Genomic DNA, 16,417 nt, shown 5'->3' on the forward strand with positions numbered 1-16,417 from the left:
ACGAGGAGGCCAGCGTGGTGGCACGGCGTGGCCGGCGGAACGGCGCCGAGGTCCCCTTCGACGCCGACAACGCCCCCACGGCGGAGATGCCCGCCGTCACCGACGCCGACCCGGTGGTCCGCGCGAAGTCCATCCCCGAAGCGGCCGTCGCGCGCCTCGCCGTCTACCTGCGGGTGCTGTCGGCGATGGCCGAGCAGGGCTCCACCACCGTCGCGAGCGAGGAGCTGGCCGCCGCCGCCGGGGTGAACTCCGCGAAGCTCCGCAAGGACCTGTCGTACCTCGGCTCGTACGGCACGCGTGGCGTGGGTTACGACGTGCAGGTGCTGGTGGGGCAGATCGAGCGCACGCTGGGCCTGACGCGGCAGCACAAGGTGGCCGTGGTGGGAATCGGGAACCTCGGTCACGCGTTGGCAAACTACGGCGGGTTTCCCGGCAGGGGTTTCCCGGTCGAAGCGCTGTTCGACGTAGACGCCGACCTGATGGGGGTGCCCGTGGGCGGTATCCCGGTGTCGCACCTCGACGACATCCCGAAGGTGTGCGCCGAGCGCGGCATCTCGATCGGGGTGATCGCGACGCCGCCGACCGCCGCCCAGTCCGTCTGCGACCGCTTGGTCGCCGGCGGCGTTCAGTGCATCCTGAACTTCGCGCCCGTGGTGCTGCAGGTACCCGAGCACATCGAGGTGCGGAAGGTGGATCTCGCGGTGGAGCTGCAGATCCTGTCCTTCCACGTCGCACGGCGCGCGGATGAGACGAAGGGTTCCCATCCGGTGGGCAACGGAATGGTGGTGCGGTAAGTGTCTGTTCTGGCCGTGGGGCTGTCGTATCGCACTGCCGACCTGCGGACGCTCGAGCGGGTCGCGGTCGGTGCCGGCGAGCTGGACAAGCTGCTGCACCAGCTGCAGCAGTCGGAGCACGTCGACGAGGCGATGCTCGTCTCCACGTGCAACCGCATCGAGGTCTACGCGGTCGTCGAGACGTTCCACGGCGGCCTGGCCGACGTGTCGGAGGTGCTCGCGCGCCACGCCGGCTGCGCCACCGCCGACCTGTACGACAACCTGTACGTGCACTACGCGGGTGCCGCGGTCGAGCACATCTTCTCGGTGGCCTCGGGGCTGGACTCGATGGTCGTCGGCGAGACCCAGATCCTCGGCCAGGTCCGCAACTCCTACGCCACCGCGCGCGAGGCCGGCACGGTCGGCCGCACGCTGCACGAGCTGATCCAGACCACGTTGCGCGTCGGCAAGCGCGTGCACAGCGAGACCGGCCTGGACGCCCTCGGCGCCTCCGTCGTGTCGGAGGCGCTGGGCGAGGCGCCGGACCTGTCGGGCAAGCACGCGGTGATCGTCGGCGCGGGCTCGATGGGCGCGCTGTCCGCGAGCCAGCTGCGCAAGGCGGGCATCGGCTCGATCACCGTGGTCAACCGCACGCTGGAGAACGCCCAGCGGCTCGCGGCGAACGTCAGCGAGCTGGGCGTGCCCGCCGTCGCCGCGCCGATGCCCGAGCTGGCCGACCGGCTCGCCGGCGCGGACCTCGCCGTCAGCTGCACCGGCGCGCAGGACGTCGTGCTGACGGCGGAACACATCCTCCCGCGCGAGGGCCGTGAGCTCGTGATCTGCGACCTCGGCCTGCCACGCGACGTCGACCCGGCCGTGGCGGCGGTGCCGGACGTGCGCGTGGTGGACCTGGAGACCGTGCGCCGCCGGATGGACGACACCGGCGGCCGGTCGTCGGCGCGGCAGATCGCCCGCGCCACCGGAATCGTGCTCGACGAGGTGCGTGAGTACCTCGCGGGCCAGCGCAGCGCCGCGGTCACCCCGACCGTCACCGCGCTGCGCAAGCGCGCCGCCGAAGTCGTCGACGCGGAACTGCTGCGCCTCGACCACCGCCTGCCCGACCTGGAGCCGGGGGTGCGCGACGAGTTCGCGCGCACCGTGCGCCGGGTCGTGGACAAGCTGCTGCACGCCCCCACGGTGCGGGTCAAGCAGCTCGCGGCGGCCGACGCGAAGGGCACCGATTACGCGAACGCCCTGCGGGAACTCTTCGAGCTCGACCCCGCCTCGCCCGCCGTGGTCGCGAGCCCCTCTCCCCAACCCAACACAGACGGTGAAACCCAGTGACACGAACCATCAGGATCGGGACCCGGGGCAGCGCGCTCGCCCTGACCCAGACCGGCACGATCGCGGACGCCCTGCGCGCGGCCGGGGAGAACGTCGAGATCGTGAAGGTCTCCACGCCCGGCGACCGCGACCAGCGCACTTCGGTCTCCGAGATCGGCGTCGGGGTGTTCACCTCCGCGCTGCGCGAAGCCCTGCTGAACAAGCAGGTCGACGTGGCCGTGCACTCGTACAAGGACCTGCCGACGGCGCCGGAGCCCGGCATCGTGCTGGCCGCCGTGCCGCGCCGGGAAGACCCGCGCGACGCGCTGATCGCCCGCGACGGGCTGACCCTGGGCGAGCTGCCGCCCGGCTCGAAGGTGGGCACGGGCGCGGCGCGCCGGGTCTCGCAACTGCGTGCGCTCGGGCTCGGTTTGGAAATCGTGCCGATCCGGGGCAACATAGACACCCGGCTGCGGAAGGTCGCCGACGGCGAGCTGGACGCGGTCGTGCTGGCCAGGGCCGGTCTCGCGCGCCTCGGCAGGGCGGGTGAGATCACCGAGACCCTGGACCCGATCCAGATGCTGCCCGCGCCCGCTCAGGGGGCGCTGGCGGTGGAGTGCCGCGTCGACGACGTGGACATCGAGCACCTGCTTCGGTCCACTGTGGACGACGAAGCGACGCGGGCCGCGGTGACGGCCGAGCGCGCCATGCTGGCCGCGCTCGAGGCCGGGTGCAGCGCGCCCGTGGGTGCATTGGCCGAGGTGGTGGAGGACCTGGACGCGGACGGCTCGGTGGTCGAGCGCGTGTCGCTGCGCGGGGTCGCCGCCGCCGGACTCGACGGCGAGTCCGTGGAAATGGTCCGCGCGTCGGCCGTCGCGGACAAGAGCGAAGCGGAGCGACTCGGCCGGGACCTGGCCGCGGAGCTGCTCGACCTGGGCGCCGGTGCGCTGTCCGGCCCGGGCCGCAACTCACGTTGACAGAGCTATTTTCGGTACTGGAGAAAGAAAGCTGATGACCCCCGCGCGGAACACCGCTGGGCGCGTCGCGTTCGTGGGCTCGGGCCCAGGCGACGCCGGATTGTTGACCGTTCGAGCCCAGGAACTGCTGGCCAAGGCCGAGGTCGTGGTGATCGACCCCGACGTGCCCGCCGGTGTGCTCGCCGCCGCCAGTGCGGACGCCGAGGTGCGTCCCGCCGTCGGCGACCCGGGTGAGGTGGCGAAGGACCTGGCCGGGGAGGCGAAGGCGGGCCGGCTCGTGCTGCGGCTCGTCAGCGGCGACCCGCTGACCCTGCCCGCCGTCGTCGCCGAGGTGCAGGCGGTGGGCAAGACCAGCGCCGTGTTCGAGATCGTGCCCGGGGTTTCGCCCGGGGTCGCGGTGCCCGCGTACGCCGGGATCGCGCTGGGCGGTACGTACGCCGAGGTGGACGTCCGTGGTGACGTCGACTGGGCGGGACTGGCCCGCACGCCGGGCCCGGTCGTGCTGCACGCGACGTCGGCGCACCTGGCCGAGGCGGCGGGCGCGCTGGTCGAGCACGGTCTCGCGGCGCAGACGCCCGTCGCGGTGACGTCGAACGGCACGATCAACACGCAGCGCACGCTGGACAGCACGCTGGCCACGCTGGCGCAGGACGCGGGCGAGCTGGTGGGCCCGCTGGTCGTCACGATCGGTGAGGCCGCCGGGCAGCGGTCGAAGCTGTCGTGGTGGGAGTCGCGGGCGCTGTACGGCTGGAAGGTGCTGGTGCCGCGGACGAAGGAGCAGGCCGGCGAGATGGCCGAGCGCCTGCGCCAGCACGGTGCGACGTCGCACGAGGTGCCGACGATTTCGGTGGAGCCGCCGCGCAGCCCGGCGCAGATGGAGCGTTCGGTGAAGGGCCTGGTCGACGGCCGGTACCAGTGGATCGTCTTCACCTCGGCGAATGCGGTGCGTGCGGTGTGGGAGAAGTTCGAGGAGTTCGGGCTGGATGCCAGGGCCTTCTCGGGCGTGAAGATCGCGTGTGTCGGCGAGGCGACGGCGGAGCGCGTCCGTGCGTTCGGCATCAACCCGGAGTTGATTCCGAAGGGCGAGCAGTCGAGCGAGGGGCTGCTGGCGGAGTTCCCGCCGTACGACGACATCCTGGATCCGGTCAACCGCGTGCTGTTGCCGAGGGCCGACATCGCCACGGAGACGCTCTCGGCGGGCCTGGTGGAGCGCGGCTGGGAGGTCGACGACGTGACGGCGTACCGGACCGTGCGCGCCGCCCCGCCGCCCGCGGAGACCCGCGAGATGATCAAGACGGGCGGTTTCGACGCGGTGTGCTTCACGTCGTCGTCGACGGTCCGGAACCTGGTCGGCATCGCGGGCAAGCCGCACACCAGGACGCTGGTCGCGTGCATCGGCCCGAAGACCGCGGAGACCGCGGTGGAGTTCGGCCTGCGCGTGGACGTCCAGCCGGAGAAGGCGGACGTCCCCAGCCTGGTCGACGCACTGGCCGCCCACGCGGCGAAGCTCCGCGCCGAGGGCGCCCTGCCGCCGCCCCGAAAGGCCAAGCGGACGCGACGGAGTTGAGCGGAGGAAATTAACTTGTGTAAATGGTTAGCGGGCGTCGCCCTGTCGGCGCCCGCTAACCATTTGCGGTATTGTTCAAATATCACTGAATCTGAGTGAGGCTAGCCGCTTCCCGCTGGAACGAATAGTGAGAAAAGGCGGCGAATCAGAAGACTTTCGTGAGAGTAGCCAGCGTGGTGTGATGTTGTAGTCTTTCTGGTGCTCCGCCTTCCCTGTCACTACAGATCCTATTGAAGCGGTGCCATTTCAGCTTTCCGATTAAGTAATCGCTCTTATGTAGCGATCATAGAGTTCGGCGTCGCCTGGCTAGGTCGCGAGCCAACCTATCGCGGGTGTTGTCAGTATTTGAGAATATCCACTCGCATCGCGTATGGATGATGCTCTTTTTTGGTCGGTCAAGTTATTCGTGGTGCACCTACTATCTACATTCCTCTCTGGCGAAACGAAGCCTCAGGCGACCTCAACGGGCCTCGCCTACTGTTGCACTAGGGAAGCGTGTCAAACCAGGAAAGTGGACCTTGATGAGTAATCCTAGCAAGTCGTCAAAACGTGTCGCGGTGATCACTGCGCCGAATCTTGGCTGGGTGAACGCCGGCATGGTGACCGTGGATCTCGCCTTCGAGGCCATGAGGAAGCGAATGGGTGGGGGTGTTCAGGCCGACTGGTATAGCCTGCATCCAGCTGAAGTTCGATCATTCAGAAGGGATGTCCGACCCGAAGACCTTCCATTTTGCTCCTCTTCGGTAATAGACCGCCTGCAAGAAATCTATGAGCATGACGCGGTGATTTTTTGGGGTGACTTCCTGCATGCGCGGCACTATCTGGAGCAGGATGCCATTATCAACCTGAAGCTTCATGGGCACCTCAATGATCTTGGTGCAATGCGTTCCTTATTGCACCAGACAATGTTGTTCAGGGATGCGTCTGACGATGTTCTGTCGAAGACGCTGCTCTATGGCGGCACGCTTCTGCATAATTCGCAGAGTGATTATGCGGATGAGGGCTACTGCTCGGCATTCAGTCGCCTTATTACTCAGGCGAACGCGGTGTGGGTTCGTGATCCGCTCTCGGCAGCGAAGGTGAAGCATTGGCGGCAGAATAGTGCTATCGACCACTTTGGCACGGACGCGGCTATGCTGCTTCAACCTGGGGACCTCGATCTACTTCCGACGACCGGATGGGCTGACGAAATCCCGAAGGAAGAAGTTGCTGGGGTCTTCCTCGGCAACCGGACGCGGGTACCACGATGGTTTTACCGGTTTGCCCAAGGCCTCGCCAACCAGACCGGTACGCAACTGGAGTGGTTGCCATGGTATGACAGCCCGAGGTTCCGTACTAGGCACATGAACACTCGGCCAGAGAAGGAGCGCACGCTCGGGGATGTGTTCGCCGCTTTGTCCAGGTACAAGTTCATAGTTACCGACACGTACCACCTCTGTGTCAATTCCTGGCGCGCCGGAACGCCCGCAATTTGTATCGGATCCCCACAGCCTGCAAATGACTCTCTGGAAGGTTTACTTACGCTGAATGATTTGAAGAAATACGTTTTCTATAGCGCTTATGATGCTGCTGACTTTTTCGTTTCCACTTCCGAAAGTTCCCACAGAGCGCGGGCTGGCCATTTTGACCGTCTGCTCCAGTTGTTGGAGGGCGGTTTCGAGCCGGTAGTACATAGGATGCAATTGCACGCCAAGCGCTCTGCAGGAAGCTTCGAAAAAACTCTCAGGGGCTTGCTATGATTTCTTAATCATCGGCTACTTCTCTTCTTAATCATCGGCTACTTCTCGTAACAAAGCAGTTCAAAAATTGCTAACGGGGTATCGCCGTGGCTGCCAAGCAATTGAATAGTTAGCTCGGATGTTTCGACGGGAGGATTAAAGATATGGACATTCCGAGTTTGGTGATTGTTGCACTGTTCGACGATGACTCGACTACCAGCGCGTACAATGTAGTCGCTAACGCAGAAGGGCATCGCGGCCTCGTGGTGCCGGGTTATAACTGATTCCATAGCGTGGTCGAAGTCAGTGTCAAAAGCGAGTACGAGTTTCCCAATCTTTTTCGTCGCGGACCATAGTAGCAAGAGTTCTGGTTCGCTGTCTTGCGGGTCTGCAACCCATGCGTTTGGGCTTGCGGTAGGACGTGCGAATCCGTTACGGACGTTTTCACGCCCGAATGGGTGAATGGGTGGCTCGATACTGATGGCCAAATTTTGTCCATGTGGTCGACGTTCGGGTGACCAAAATTCTATTCGCGGTCGGCCGATCACGTCGTCTCGTTCTTGTGTATCCCTGTGTCTAACTGAGACTAGGCCGGTCAACCGTTGTTCGCTCGTACGGACTGCTACGTATTTATTGCGCATAAAACAGAAAAAGACATATCGCTCTTCGGTGAGATTAGCGTTGATATCAATTTTGAGATGCTGTCCATCGCCGACGTTTAGTTCGAACTGCTGGACGTCGAGGACCATGTCCGGCGTGTAGTCGTCCGGTGTCCTGCCAGTGCGGGCTTCAAAATGGAGTGTGGTTGGTGCGGCGACATCGACGATAAACGTCACTTGGGGTAGTCGGCCGGGGGGAAGGGGAATCAGTTGTGCCCGCGAGGTGCTCAACGGTACGCTGGGACCATCGGGTGGAAGTTCCGTTAGCACAAACTCACTTGAGGTGTGCACCTCGGCTTCTTGAACTAAATTTTCTGGATCTTCCAGCGGCACCCCAGGGATATGCTGCCCCGTGCGGAGCAGTTGTCGGCGTAATTCGCGCATCCGTCCGCTTTCTAGCAGGGCGATGGGGTCGAGTTCGTCTCGAGCGCAAAGCGCGGCTGCCATGCCCACGGCTTGTCCCATATGGGCGCATGTGGCCATTACGCGAGTGGAACCGAATGCGACATGGGTGGCGCTGATCAGGCGGCCACCGAGGAACAGATTTGGTACGCTCCTGCTGAGTAGACAGCGATAAGGGATCTGATATATCCCTCGCGGCCACAGCAAATTTGCGGCGGGATATTCGCTAAAGATGCCATCGGCCGGGTGAAGATCGATTGCCCAGCCTCCGAAAGCTACGGCGTCGCCATGTCGGGCTTGTTCGATTATATCTTTCTGGTGGAGCATGTAGTGACCTTCGAAGCGACGACTTTCACGCTTCCCGGCGATGGTTCCGATCCATTCAAGCGTGAGATTCTCTGCATCTGGGTACTTGCCTGAATTCTTCAAGTGATCCCAAATGCCGTATACAATTTTCCAGAGTTCCCACTTAATCTGTTCGGCGTCGTTAATGGTATCAAGTCGGCCGCCGTGATCTAGCCACCAAAGCATGGCGCCGTACTCGTCGGTCTTAAAGTTTCGATATTGACTGGTCTCTGCTATGTCGAGACGTGCAAAGTTTGGGGGCGTGAATTTAACCGGATGTCCTGCATTCTTGCTGTAGAAGAATAATGAGTTGGGTAGCAGTTCCCCGTACTCTTCTGAAGGTGCGAAGCCTTCGTCAAACTCTTGGTTGGATTCCGCGCCGACACGAAATGAGGCCCCGGCAAGATAGCCCAGCGCGCCGTCGCCCGATGCATCGCAGAATAGTGGGGCGGAGAGTTTGTAGATTGTTTGGTTCTGGCTATTAAATCCGAGAACGAACGAAATCCGGTCCCCCTCTTTTTCGGAATTGATCAGCGAGGTGTTGAGCAAAAGCTTGATGTTAGGTTCTGCTGATACCTTGTCAAGCAGTACGGCGTCGAAGAGTACGACATTTCCGTCTGGGTTTCGGTAGGTGTTCTCAACGAGGATCTCATCGATCACTCCGCCTTCCCGTGCCCACCGGTTGTTCACATTCATGTGGGCGTTCGCGCTCTGCACCCACAACCTGACTTCGCTGGATGCGTTGCCGCCGAGCACTGGCCGATCTTGCGCAAGGATCACCCGAGCCCCTGCCCGAGCGGCCGTGATGGCGCAGCACGTCCCCGCCATGCCGCCGCCGACGACCACGAGGTCAGCGTCCAAGTCCTCAACCCGGAATTCACGTCGGTCGGTACTCGGTACGATGAGGTTCTGATGCACCTAAGATCACTTTCCTGTCCATGGTAGTGCGACCAAGGAGTTGCAGGGTCGCGCATGAGAAAGAGCTTCAGAAGGAAAGTGTTCGTAGTCGGTCTTACCGTGCCAGGCTTGTCCACACAAGTCTCAGGCCTGACCTTCATCGATGCCCACCGCAACTCGACGGCGTCTGACCAACCCCAACCACTGGGAGTACCGTCGTTGGCGTGTTTCCCGAGCATCGTCCCCGGAGGTTGCGGACCACTCCCGCCATGCGGCGGCTCGTGAGTGAGACCACGCTCCGTCCCCGCCAGCTGATCCTGCCCATGTTCGTCGCGGAGGGGCTTGAGCAGCCGCGGCCCATCGCGAGCATGCCTGGGGTTGTCCAGCACACCCGGGAGAGCCTGCGCAAGGCCGCCGTCGACGCGGTGCGCGCCGGGGTCGGCGGGCTCATGCTGTTCGGCATTCCGGAGCGCCGCGACGCCACCGGGTCCGCCGGCTGCGACGAGAACGGCATCCTCAACGTCGCCCTGCGCGACCTGCGCAGCGAGCTCGGCGACGACACCGTGCTGATGGCCGACACGTGCCTCGACGAGTTCACCGACCACGGTCACTGCGGTGTCCTCGACGCCGACGGCGGGGTCGACAACGACGCCACCCTCAAGCTGTACGCCGAGATGGGCGTGGCACAGGCCGAAGCCGGGGCGCACCTGCTCGGGCCCAGCGGCATGATGGACGGCCAGGTCGGCGTGATCCGCGAGGCGCTCGACGACGCCGGCTACCAGGACACCGGCATCCTCGCCTACTCCGCCAAGTACGCGAGCGCCTTCTACGGCCCCTTCCGCGAGGCCGTCGATTCGCAGCTCAAGGGCGACCGCAAGACCTACCAGCAGGACCCGGGCAACGCGCGCGAGGCACTGCGCGAGATCGAGCTGGACGTCGCCGAGGGCGCGGACGCCATCATGATCAAGCCCGCGCTGTCGTACCTCGACGTGCTGCGCGCTGCCGCCGAGGTCTCGCCCGTGCCGGTGGCCGCGTACAACATCTCCGGCGAGTACGCGATGGTCGAGGCGGCCGCCGCGAACGGCTGGCTCGACCGCGAGCGCACCATCCTCGAGGTGCTCACGTCGATCCGCCGCGCCGGCGCCGACATGATCCTCACCTACTGGGCCACCGAAGCCGCCGCCTGGCTCGACTAGGGAGTGGCCGCTGGCTGGTTCGGCTGGGCCACCGAAGTCGCCGCCTGGCTCGGCCGGGAGTGGCCGCCGCCTGGCTTGGCTGAAGAGTGGCCGTCAGTCGCTCAACTGCGGAGCGGTCGCCGCCTGGCTGAGCTGGGGATCGCCCGCGATTTGGCTGGATTGGGGAGCGGCCGCCGTCTGGCTCGGCCAGGGATTGGCTGCCGCCTGGCCCGGCCGGGAGCGGCCGCGGTCTGGCCCGGCTGGGCTGCCGAAGGTCGCCACCTCGCTCGGCTGGAGACTGGCCCTCGGCTGGGGAGCCCACCGCGAGCACCCGCCCCAGCCTCCGCTGCCCGGCGTCGCCCCACGGCTATCCTTCCCGGGTGACCGAATCGGACGATGAACGCCGCGCGAAGGGGTTGCCGCCCGCGCCCGCACTGCCCGGTGAGGAGCCCGAGCGCTACGACCCACCCAAGCCGGTGCAGGTCTCGTTCTGGCTGTGGGTCGCTTCGGGCGTCGTCTTCATCATCGGGTACGCGATCATCTTCTTCGCCCGCGGCACCTTCATCGACCAGCTGATCAGGAACAACACCAACACCACCGCGACCCCCGACGACATCCGGCGCGGCACCACCGTGCTGCTGGCCGTCCTGCTGGTCGGCGCGATCTCGTTCGCGCTGCTGTACGTGCTGTTCGCCTACAAGGCCCGCCAGGGCACGCGCTCGGCCCGCACGGTGCTCACCGTCCTGATGGTCGTCACCCTCCTCTTCCAGCTCGTCGGCCAGTTCGCGAGCCTCGTCACGCTGATCGCCACGCTCCTCGGCCTGGTCGCGCTGCTGCTGATGTACCTGCCGAGCGCCAACCCGTACTTCCCGAAGGTCGGCCGCAAAGCATCGTGAGCGAGCCGCGGTTTCTCGAGTACGGCGCGAAGTGGACGGCGCTGCTCTACGGCCCGCTGTTCGCCCTCGCCGGGTACCTCGCCGAGCTGGCGACGGGCGCCACGCACGCCGTCGCGTGGGTGCTCGTCGGGCTCGGGCTGGCCGCGATCACCGCGCCCTGGGTGCACGCGCGCCGCAGGTTCCTCACCGTCCGCGTCACCGACACCGAGCTGTGGCAGGGCCGGGAGTCGCTTCCGCTGACCGACATCGCCGAGACCCGGGACGTCGGCACCCCCGCCGGTGCCCGCGTACTCGGCGGCGGCTGGAGCACGCCCCGCAAGTACGACGAGCTGCCGCTGCGGCTGACCGACGGCACGGTGGTCCTCGCCTGGGCGAAGGACACCGAAGCACTGCGTGCCGCGCTGGAGCGGTCGTGAGACTCTGGCTCCCGTGAACACTCAGCCCAAGCTGCACCAGCCGCGACGCGCGCTGGTCGCCGCCGTCGAGGTGGTACTCGCGGCCGTCGCGATCTGGGGCGCGTTCCCGCTTTGGCACCACGCCGTGCGCACGCTCACCACGAACCTCGACGACGGCGTGGTCCTCACCTCGACGCGCCTGCTCGGCGACTGGGTGGCCGCGTCGATCGGGCTGGGTCTCGTCGCCGCGCTCCTGCTGGTCGACGCCGTCCGCGAGGTGCTGCTCGCCGTCCGCGCGAAGCACCGGCCGAGGAACGAAGAGCAGGAGCCCGAGGGTGCCTTCCAGGGGCACCTCGACGAGGTGTGAGACTGGCAGTCGTGACGCACGATCAGTCGAAGGCATGGTTCGCACGCGCGACGGGCGTGACACCGGGTGGCGTGAACTCTCCGGTGCGCGCGTTCAACTCGGTCGGGGGCACGCCCCGCTTCATGGTCCGCGGCGAAGGCCCGTACCTGTGGGACGTCGACGGCAACCGCTACGTCGACCTGGTGTCCTCGTGGGGTCCGATGATCCTCGGGCACGCCCACCCCGCGGTCGTCGAGGCGGCGCGCAAGGCCGCGACGAACGGTCTGTCGTTCGGCACGCCGACCACGGGTGAGGTCGAGCTCGCGGAGGAGATCATCGCCCGCGTCGACCCCGTGCACCAGGTGCGGCTGGTCAACTCCGGCACCGAGGCGACGATGAGCGCCATCCGCCTCGCCCGCGGCTTCACCGGCCGCTCGAAGATCGTCAAGTTCGCCGGCTGCTACCACGGGCATGTGGACGCGCTGCTCGCGCAGGCCGGTTCCGGCGTCGCCACGCTGGGTCTGCCCACCTCGCCCGGTGTCACGGGTGCGCAGGCCGCGGACACGATCGTCCTGCCCTACAACGACCTCGACGCCGTGCGACAGTCCTTTGCGGACAATCCCGGCGAGATCGCGGCGATCATCACCGAGGCCGCGGCCGGCAACATGGGCGCGGTCGCGCCCGTCGACGGCTTCAACGCCGGGCTGCTGGAGCTGGCGCACGAGAACGGCGCGCTGCTGATCATGGACGAGGTCATGACCGGTTTCCGCGTCTCGCGCTCGGGCTGGTTCGGCCTGGAAGCGGTGCCCGGTGACCTGTACACGTTCGGCAAGGTCATGTCGGGCGGCCTGCCGGCGGCGGCGTTCGGCGGCCGCTCGGAGGTCATGGCCAAGCTCGCGCCGGGCGGCCCGGTCTACCAGGCCGGCACGCTGTCCGGGAACCCCGTCGCGGTCGCCGCCGGGCTGGCGACGCTACGCGCGGCCGACGACGACGTGTACCGCGCGCTGGACGCGAACTCGCAGCGCCTGGGCGCCCTGTTCACCGAGGCGCTCACCAAGGCGGGCGTCGCGCACCACGTCGCGTACGCGGGCAACCTGGTGACTGTGTTCTTCAGCGAGGAGCCGGTGCGCAATTACCACGAAGCGACCGGCACCGAGACCTGGCGCTTTCCGCCGTTCTTCCACGCGCTGCTCGAACGGGGCGTGTACGCGCCGCCGAGCCCGTACGAGGCGTGGTTCGTGAACGCGGCGATGGACGACGCCGCGTTCGAGACCATCGAAGCCGCGCTGCCCGCAGCGGCCGCCGCGGCGGCGGAGGCGAGCCGGTGACGACGATCGTCCACCTGCTCCGGCACGGCGAAGTGCACAACCCGGACCAGATCCTCTACGGCCGCCTGCCCGGTTTCCGGCTCTCCGAACGAGGGCAGCGGCAGGCCCTCACGGTGGCCGAGGCGCTCGCGGGCCACGACATCACGCACGTCGTCGCGTCGCCGTTGCAGCGCGCGCAGGAGACCGCGGCCCCGATCGCGGGAGCGCACAGGCTCGACGTGCAGACGGACGCGCGGCTCATTGAAGCCGGCAACCAGTTCGAGGGAAAGCGGGTGGCCGTCGGTGACGGTGCGCTGCGGGACCCCCGGCACTGGCCGATCCTGCGCAACCCGTTCGTGCCTTCGTGGGGTGAGCCGTACCTGGAGATCGCGCGCCGGATGCTCGGCGCCGTGTACCGGGCGCGCGCGGCGGCCGAGGGGCACGAGGCATTGTGCGTCTCACACCAGCTGCCGATCTGGACGCTCCGCCGGTTCCTCGAAGCGAAGCCGCTGTGGCACGATCCGCGCCGCCGCCAGTGCTCGCTCGCGTCGCTGACCAGCCTGGTCTTCGATGGCGAGGAGCTGGTCGACATCGCGTACAGCGAGCCGGCGGGTACCACCGACCCGAAGGTCACCGGGGCATGAGAAAGCTCATCGTGGGGTTGCTCACGGTCTTCCTCGTGGCCGGTTGCTCGACGGGCAAGGACGCGGTCTCGCAGGGCGACACGTTCCAGTTCGTCGCGCCGGGCGGCAAGACCGACATCGTCTACGACGCGAGCGACCGCAAGACAGTCCCGAACCTGTCCGGCGACGACTTGATGAACGACGGCAAGCAGCTCTCGCTCGCCGACTTCAAGGGCAAGGTCGTCGTGCTCAACATCTGGGGCCAGTGGTGCGCGCCGTGCCGCACCGAGTCACCCGAGATGGAGAAGCTCTACCAGGCCACGCAGGCCCAGGGCGTGCAGGTGCTGGGCTTCGACGTGCGGGACTACGACCGCTCCGCGCCGCAGGACTTCATGCGCAACCGGGGCCTCACGTACCCGTCGATCTACGACCCGGCGGGTCGCGGGCTGCTGAAGCTGTCCGGTTACCCGGTGAACGTCGTGCCGTCGACCATCGTGATCGACAAGCAACAGCGCGTTGCGGCGGTCTACCTGCGCACCCTGCTCGCCGGCGACATCCAGCCCCTGGTTCAGCAGCTCGCAGCCGAGTAGGCCAGCCCCGCGAAGCTCACACCGAACTCACTGCTTAGTCTCAGCAGAGTGAACGCGACCGAGTTGGCGACCTCCGGGCCGCTCGTTCTCGCCGCCGGACTCGCTCTCGTCGCCGGCGCGGTCTCGTTCGCGTCGCCGTGTGTCGTGCCGCTCGTGCCCGGTTACCTCGCCTACCTCGCCGCGCTGGTCGGTGCGGACGCGCCCGCCGTCACCCCTGGCGAGGAGCGCAAGAAGGGCCGGTACTCCGTCGTCGGCGCGGCCGCCCTGTTCGTGCTCGGGTTCACCGTCGTCTTCGTCGCCGGGCTCGGCACCCTGGTCTGGCTCGCCGACGCGGTGCTGGGCAACCAGGACCTGCTGCAGCGCATCGGCGGCGTCGTCACGATCGCGATGGGCCTGGTGTTCCTCGGCCTGATCCCCGCGCTGCAGAAGGACATCCGCTCGCACCGCGTACCGCGCGGCGGCCTGCTCGGCGCCCCGCTGCTGGGTGCGGTGTTCGGCCTCGGCTGGACGCCGTGCATCGGCCCGACGCTGTCCGGCGTGCTGGCCATCGCGACCGCCACCGGCGGCGAAGGCGCCCGCGGCTTCCTGCTGGTGCTGGTCTACTGCCTCGGCCTCGGGCTGCCGTTCCTGCTGATCGCGCTGGGCGCCCGCTGGGCCGTCCGCGCCACTGACTGGCTGCGCCGCAACGGCCGCCGCGTCCAGCTGTTCGGCGGCGGGCTGCTGCTGGTCGTCGGGGTCCTGCTGGTCACGGGCCTGTGGGGAGACCTGGTGAGCTGGCTGCGCGACGCGTTCGTCACGGACACGGTGCTGCCGCTGTGACCGCCACCGAAGCCCGGCCGACGCCGCAGTACCGCCCCACGCCCGGCAGGCGCGTGCTGAGCTTCCTCCGCAACACCTGGCGCGGGCTCACCGCGATGCGCACCGCGCTGATCCTGCTGTTCCTGCTCGCGCTGGGCGCCATGCCGGGCGCGTTGCTGCCGCAGCGCGCGCTGAACCCGACCAAGACCAGCCAGTACATCACCGACCACGGCTGGTGGGGCACGCTGCTGGACCGGCTCCAGTTCTTCGACGTCTACTCCAGCGTCTGGTTCTCCGCGATCTACCTGCTGCTGATGGTGTCGCTGGTCGGCTGCCTCACCCCGCGCAGCTGGGAGTACGTCAGGTCGATGCGGGCCAAGCCCGTGCTGACGCCGCGGAACCTCGCGCGCATGCCGCACTTCCGCGAGGCGACGCTCGAACGGAGCGCCGACGACGTGCTGGCCGGGGCGCGCAAGCGCCTGCGGGGCTGGCGGACCGCCGAGCGCGAGGAGGCCGACGGCGCCCGCACGATCAGCGCGGAACGCGGTTACCTGCGTGAGACCGGCAACCTGATCTTCCACTTCGCCATGCTCGGGCTGATCATCTCGTTCGCGCTGGGCAAGATGTACAGCTACGACGGTCAGGTGATCGTCCAGGCCACCGGTGGCGCGGACGCGCAGTTCTGCAACTCCGGCATCTACGCCTACGACTCGTTCAACCCGGGCCTGCGCGTCGACGGCACCGACCTCGACCCGTTCTGTGTGAAGGTGAACGACTTCACAGCGCAGTACACGGCCACGGGCGAGCCGGTCCACTACTCGTCGAACATCGATTACCAGTCCGGGAACGACCTCACCACGGGTATCTGGCGACCGTACTTCCTCGAAGTCAACTCGCCGCTGCGCACCGCGGGTGACCGCGTCTACCTGCTCAACCACGGTTACTCCCCGCAGTTCACCGTCACCTTTCCGGATGGCGAGGTGCGCAAGCAGGCCGTTCAGTGGGTGCCCGAGGACACCAAGACGTACCTGTCGCAGGGTGCCGTCAAGTTCGACCCCCCGGACGTTCCCGACGCGGCCGAGCGGCGCACGAAGCAGCTTGCGATTACCGGTGTCTTCGCGCCGACCTCGTTCGTGCACGGCGGTGTGCTCACCTCCACCGCGCCGGTCCTGAACAACCCGATGGTGGCTGTCGACGTGCTGCGCGGCGACCTCGGCCTCGACTCCGGGCAGAGCCAGTCGATCTTCAGCGTGGACCAGTCCATGGTCGACGACGGCAGGCTCAAGCGGGTCGCCCGCCAGAACCTCGCCGTCGGCCAGTCGATCACCCTCGACGACGGCACGAAGATCAGCTTCGACGGCGTCCAGCAGTGGGTCGCGCTGCAGGTCTCGCACGACCCGACGCAGGACTACGTGCTGGTCTTCGCGGTCGCGATGCTGGTCGGCCTGGGTGCGTCGCTGCTGGTCAAGCGGCGGCGCGTGTGGCTGCGGGTACGCCCTGCGGACGGGGACGAAAACGGTACCGTTGTTCAGGTGGGCGGACTCGCTCGCACCGACCAGGCGGGCTATGGCGAGGAGTTCACCCGGCTAGCGGATGAGCTGCTCACTGGCGGAAAGAGGAAGTAGA

Annotated in this window: 15 protein-coding genes; 14 read left to right on the forward strand and 1 reads right to left on the reverse strand. The window is 66.9% G+C overall.

Annotation, left to right across the window (positions count from 1 at the left end; all coding sequences use genetic code 11):
• Window positions 1-14 precede the first annotated feature (14 nt).
• From FHX82_RS03355 to FHX82_RS03375, 5 genes are all read left to right on the forward strand, one after another.
• Window positions 15-794: a redox-sensing transcriptional repressor Rex gene (locus FHX82_RS03355; RefSeq protein WP_145933179.1), complete on the forward strand. Its 780-nt coding sequence runs from the start codon at window positions 15-17 to the stop codon at window positions 792-794.
• Window positions 795-2,117 carry a glutamyl-tRNA reductase gene (locus FHX82_RS03360; protein ID WP_145933125.1) on the forward strand — a complete coding sequence of 441 codons (1,323 nt, stop codon included), beginning with the start codon at window positions 795-797 and terminating at the stop codon, window positions 2,115-2,117.
• Window positions 2,114-3,073 carry a hydroxymethylbilane synthase gene (hemC, locus tag FHX82_RS03365; protein WP_183176454.1) on the forward strand — a complete coding sequence of 320 codons (960 nt, stop codon included), beginning with the start codon at window positions 2,114-2,116 and terminating at the stop codon, window positions 3,071-3,073. The genes FHX82_RS03360 and hemC overlap by 4 nt, the downstream gene beginning before the upstream one ends.
• A gap of 34 nt (window positions 3,074-3,107) precedes the next feature.
• Complete coding sequence (locus FHX82_RS03370; protein ID WP_145933126.1) at window positions 3,108-4,640, forward strand: bifunctional uroporphyrinogen-III C-methyltransferase/uroporphyrinogen-III synthase; 1,533 nt, start codon at window positions 3,108-3,110, stop codon at window positions 4,638-4,640.
• Between the two features lie 557 nt (window positions 4,641-5,197).
• On the forward strand, window positions 5,198-6,379 hold the full coding sequence (locus tag FHX82_RS03375; protein ID WP_221215318.1) for a polysaccharide pyruvyl transferase family protein: 1,182 nt from the start codon (window positions 5,198-5,200) through the stop codon (window positions 6,377-6,379).
• Between the two features lie 38 nt (window positions 6,380-6,417).
• On the opposite strand, the gene FHX82_RS03380 is transcribed toward FHX82_RS03375, so the two are convergent.
• The gene (locus tag FHX82_RS03380) at window positions 6,418-8,682 is read right to left on the reverse strand and encodes an FAD-dependent oxidoreductase (protein WP_221215319.1); all 2,265 of its coding nucleotides are present in this window, start codon (window positions 8,680-8,682) and stop codon (window positions 6,418-6,420) included.
• A gap of 203 nt (window positions 8,683-8,885) precedes the next feature.
• Between FHX82_RS03380 and hemB the strand changes: the two genes are divergently transcribed.
• The 9 genes from hemB to resB all read left to right on the forward strand — a co-directional run bounded on the left by hemB (window position 8,886) and on the right by resB (window position 16,416).
• Window positions 8,886-9,857 (forward strand): porphobilinogen synthase, encoded by a 972-nt coding sequence (gene hemB, locus FHX82_RS03385; RefSeq protein ID WP_145933128.1) that lies wholly within the window; start codon window positions 8,886-8,888, stop codon window positions 9,855-9,857.
• Window positions 9,858-10,216: 359 nt separating this feature from the next.
• Window positions 10,217-10,732 (forward strand): hypothetical protein, encoded by a 516-nt coding sequence (locus FHX82_RS03390; RefSeq protein WP_183176455.1) that lies wholly within the window; start codon window positions 10,217-10,219, stop codon window positions 10,730-10,732.
• On the forward strand, window positions 10,729-11,148 hold the full coding sequence (gene mce1N / locus FHX82_RS03395; protein WP_145933129.1) for a transport-regulating membrane protein Mce1N: 420 nt from the start codon (window positions 10,729-10,731) through the stop codon (window positions 11,146-11,148). Before FHX82_RS03390 ends, mce1N begins: the two co-directional genes overlap by 4 nt.
• A 13-nt stretch (window positions 11,149-11,161) precedes the next feature.
• Window positions 11,162-11,494, forward strand: coding sequence for a hypothetical protein (locus FHX82_RS03400; RefSeq protein WP_145933130.1), 333 nt, complete (start codon window positions 11,162-11,164; stop codon window positions 11,492-11,494).
• Between the two features lie 11 nt (window positions 11,495-11,505).
• Window positions 11,506-12,801 (forward strand): glutamate-1-semialdehyde 2,1-aminomutase, encoded by a 1,296-nt coding sequence (gene hemL / locus FHX82_RS03405; RefSeq protein WP_373308652.1) that lies wholly within the window; start codon window positions 11,506-11,508, stop codon window positions 12,799-12,801.
• On the forward strand, window positions 12,798-13,424 hold the full coding sequence (locus FHX82_RS03410; protein ID WP_145933131.1) for a histidine phosphatase family protein: 627 nt from the start codon (window positions 12,798-12,800) through the stop codon (window positions 13,422-13,424). Before hemL ends, FHX82_RS03410 begins: the two co-directional genes overlap by 4 nt.
• Window positions 13,421-13,993 (forward strand): TlpA disulfide reductase family protein, encoded by a 573-nt coding sequence (locus tag FHX82_RS03415; protein ID WP_145933132.1) that lies wholly within the window; start codon window positions 13,421-13,423, stop codon window positions 13,991-13,993. The genes FHX82_RS03410 and FHX82_RS03415 overlap by 4 nt, the downstream gene beginning before the upstream one ends.
• A gap of 48 nt (window positions 13,994-14,041) precedes the next feature.
• Entirely contained in the window at window positions 14,042-14,812 is a 771-nt protein-coding gene (locus tag FHX82_RS03420) for a cytochrome c biogenesis CcdA family protein (RefSeq protein WP_145933133.1), read from the forward strand.
• Entirely contained in the window at window positions 14,809-16,416 is a 1,608-nt protein-coding gene (gene resB, locus FHX82_RS03425) for a cytochrome c biogenesis protein ResB (RefSeq protein ID WP_145933134.1), read from the forward strand. Before FHX82_RS03420 ends, resB begins: the two co-directional genes overlap by 4 nt.
• Window position 16,417 lies beyond the last annotated feature (1 nt).

It is taken from the genome of Amycolatopsis bartoniae, assembly GCF_014191255.1.
Classification (GTDB): domain Bacteria; phylum Actinomycetota; class Actinomycetes; order Mycobacteriales; family Pseudonocardiaceae; genus Amycolatopsis_E; species Amycolatopsis_E bartoniae.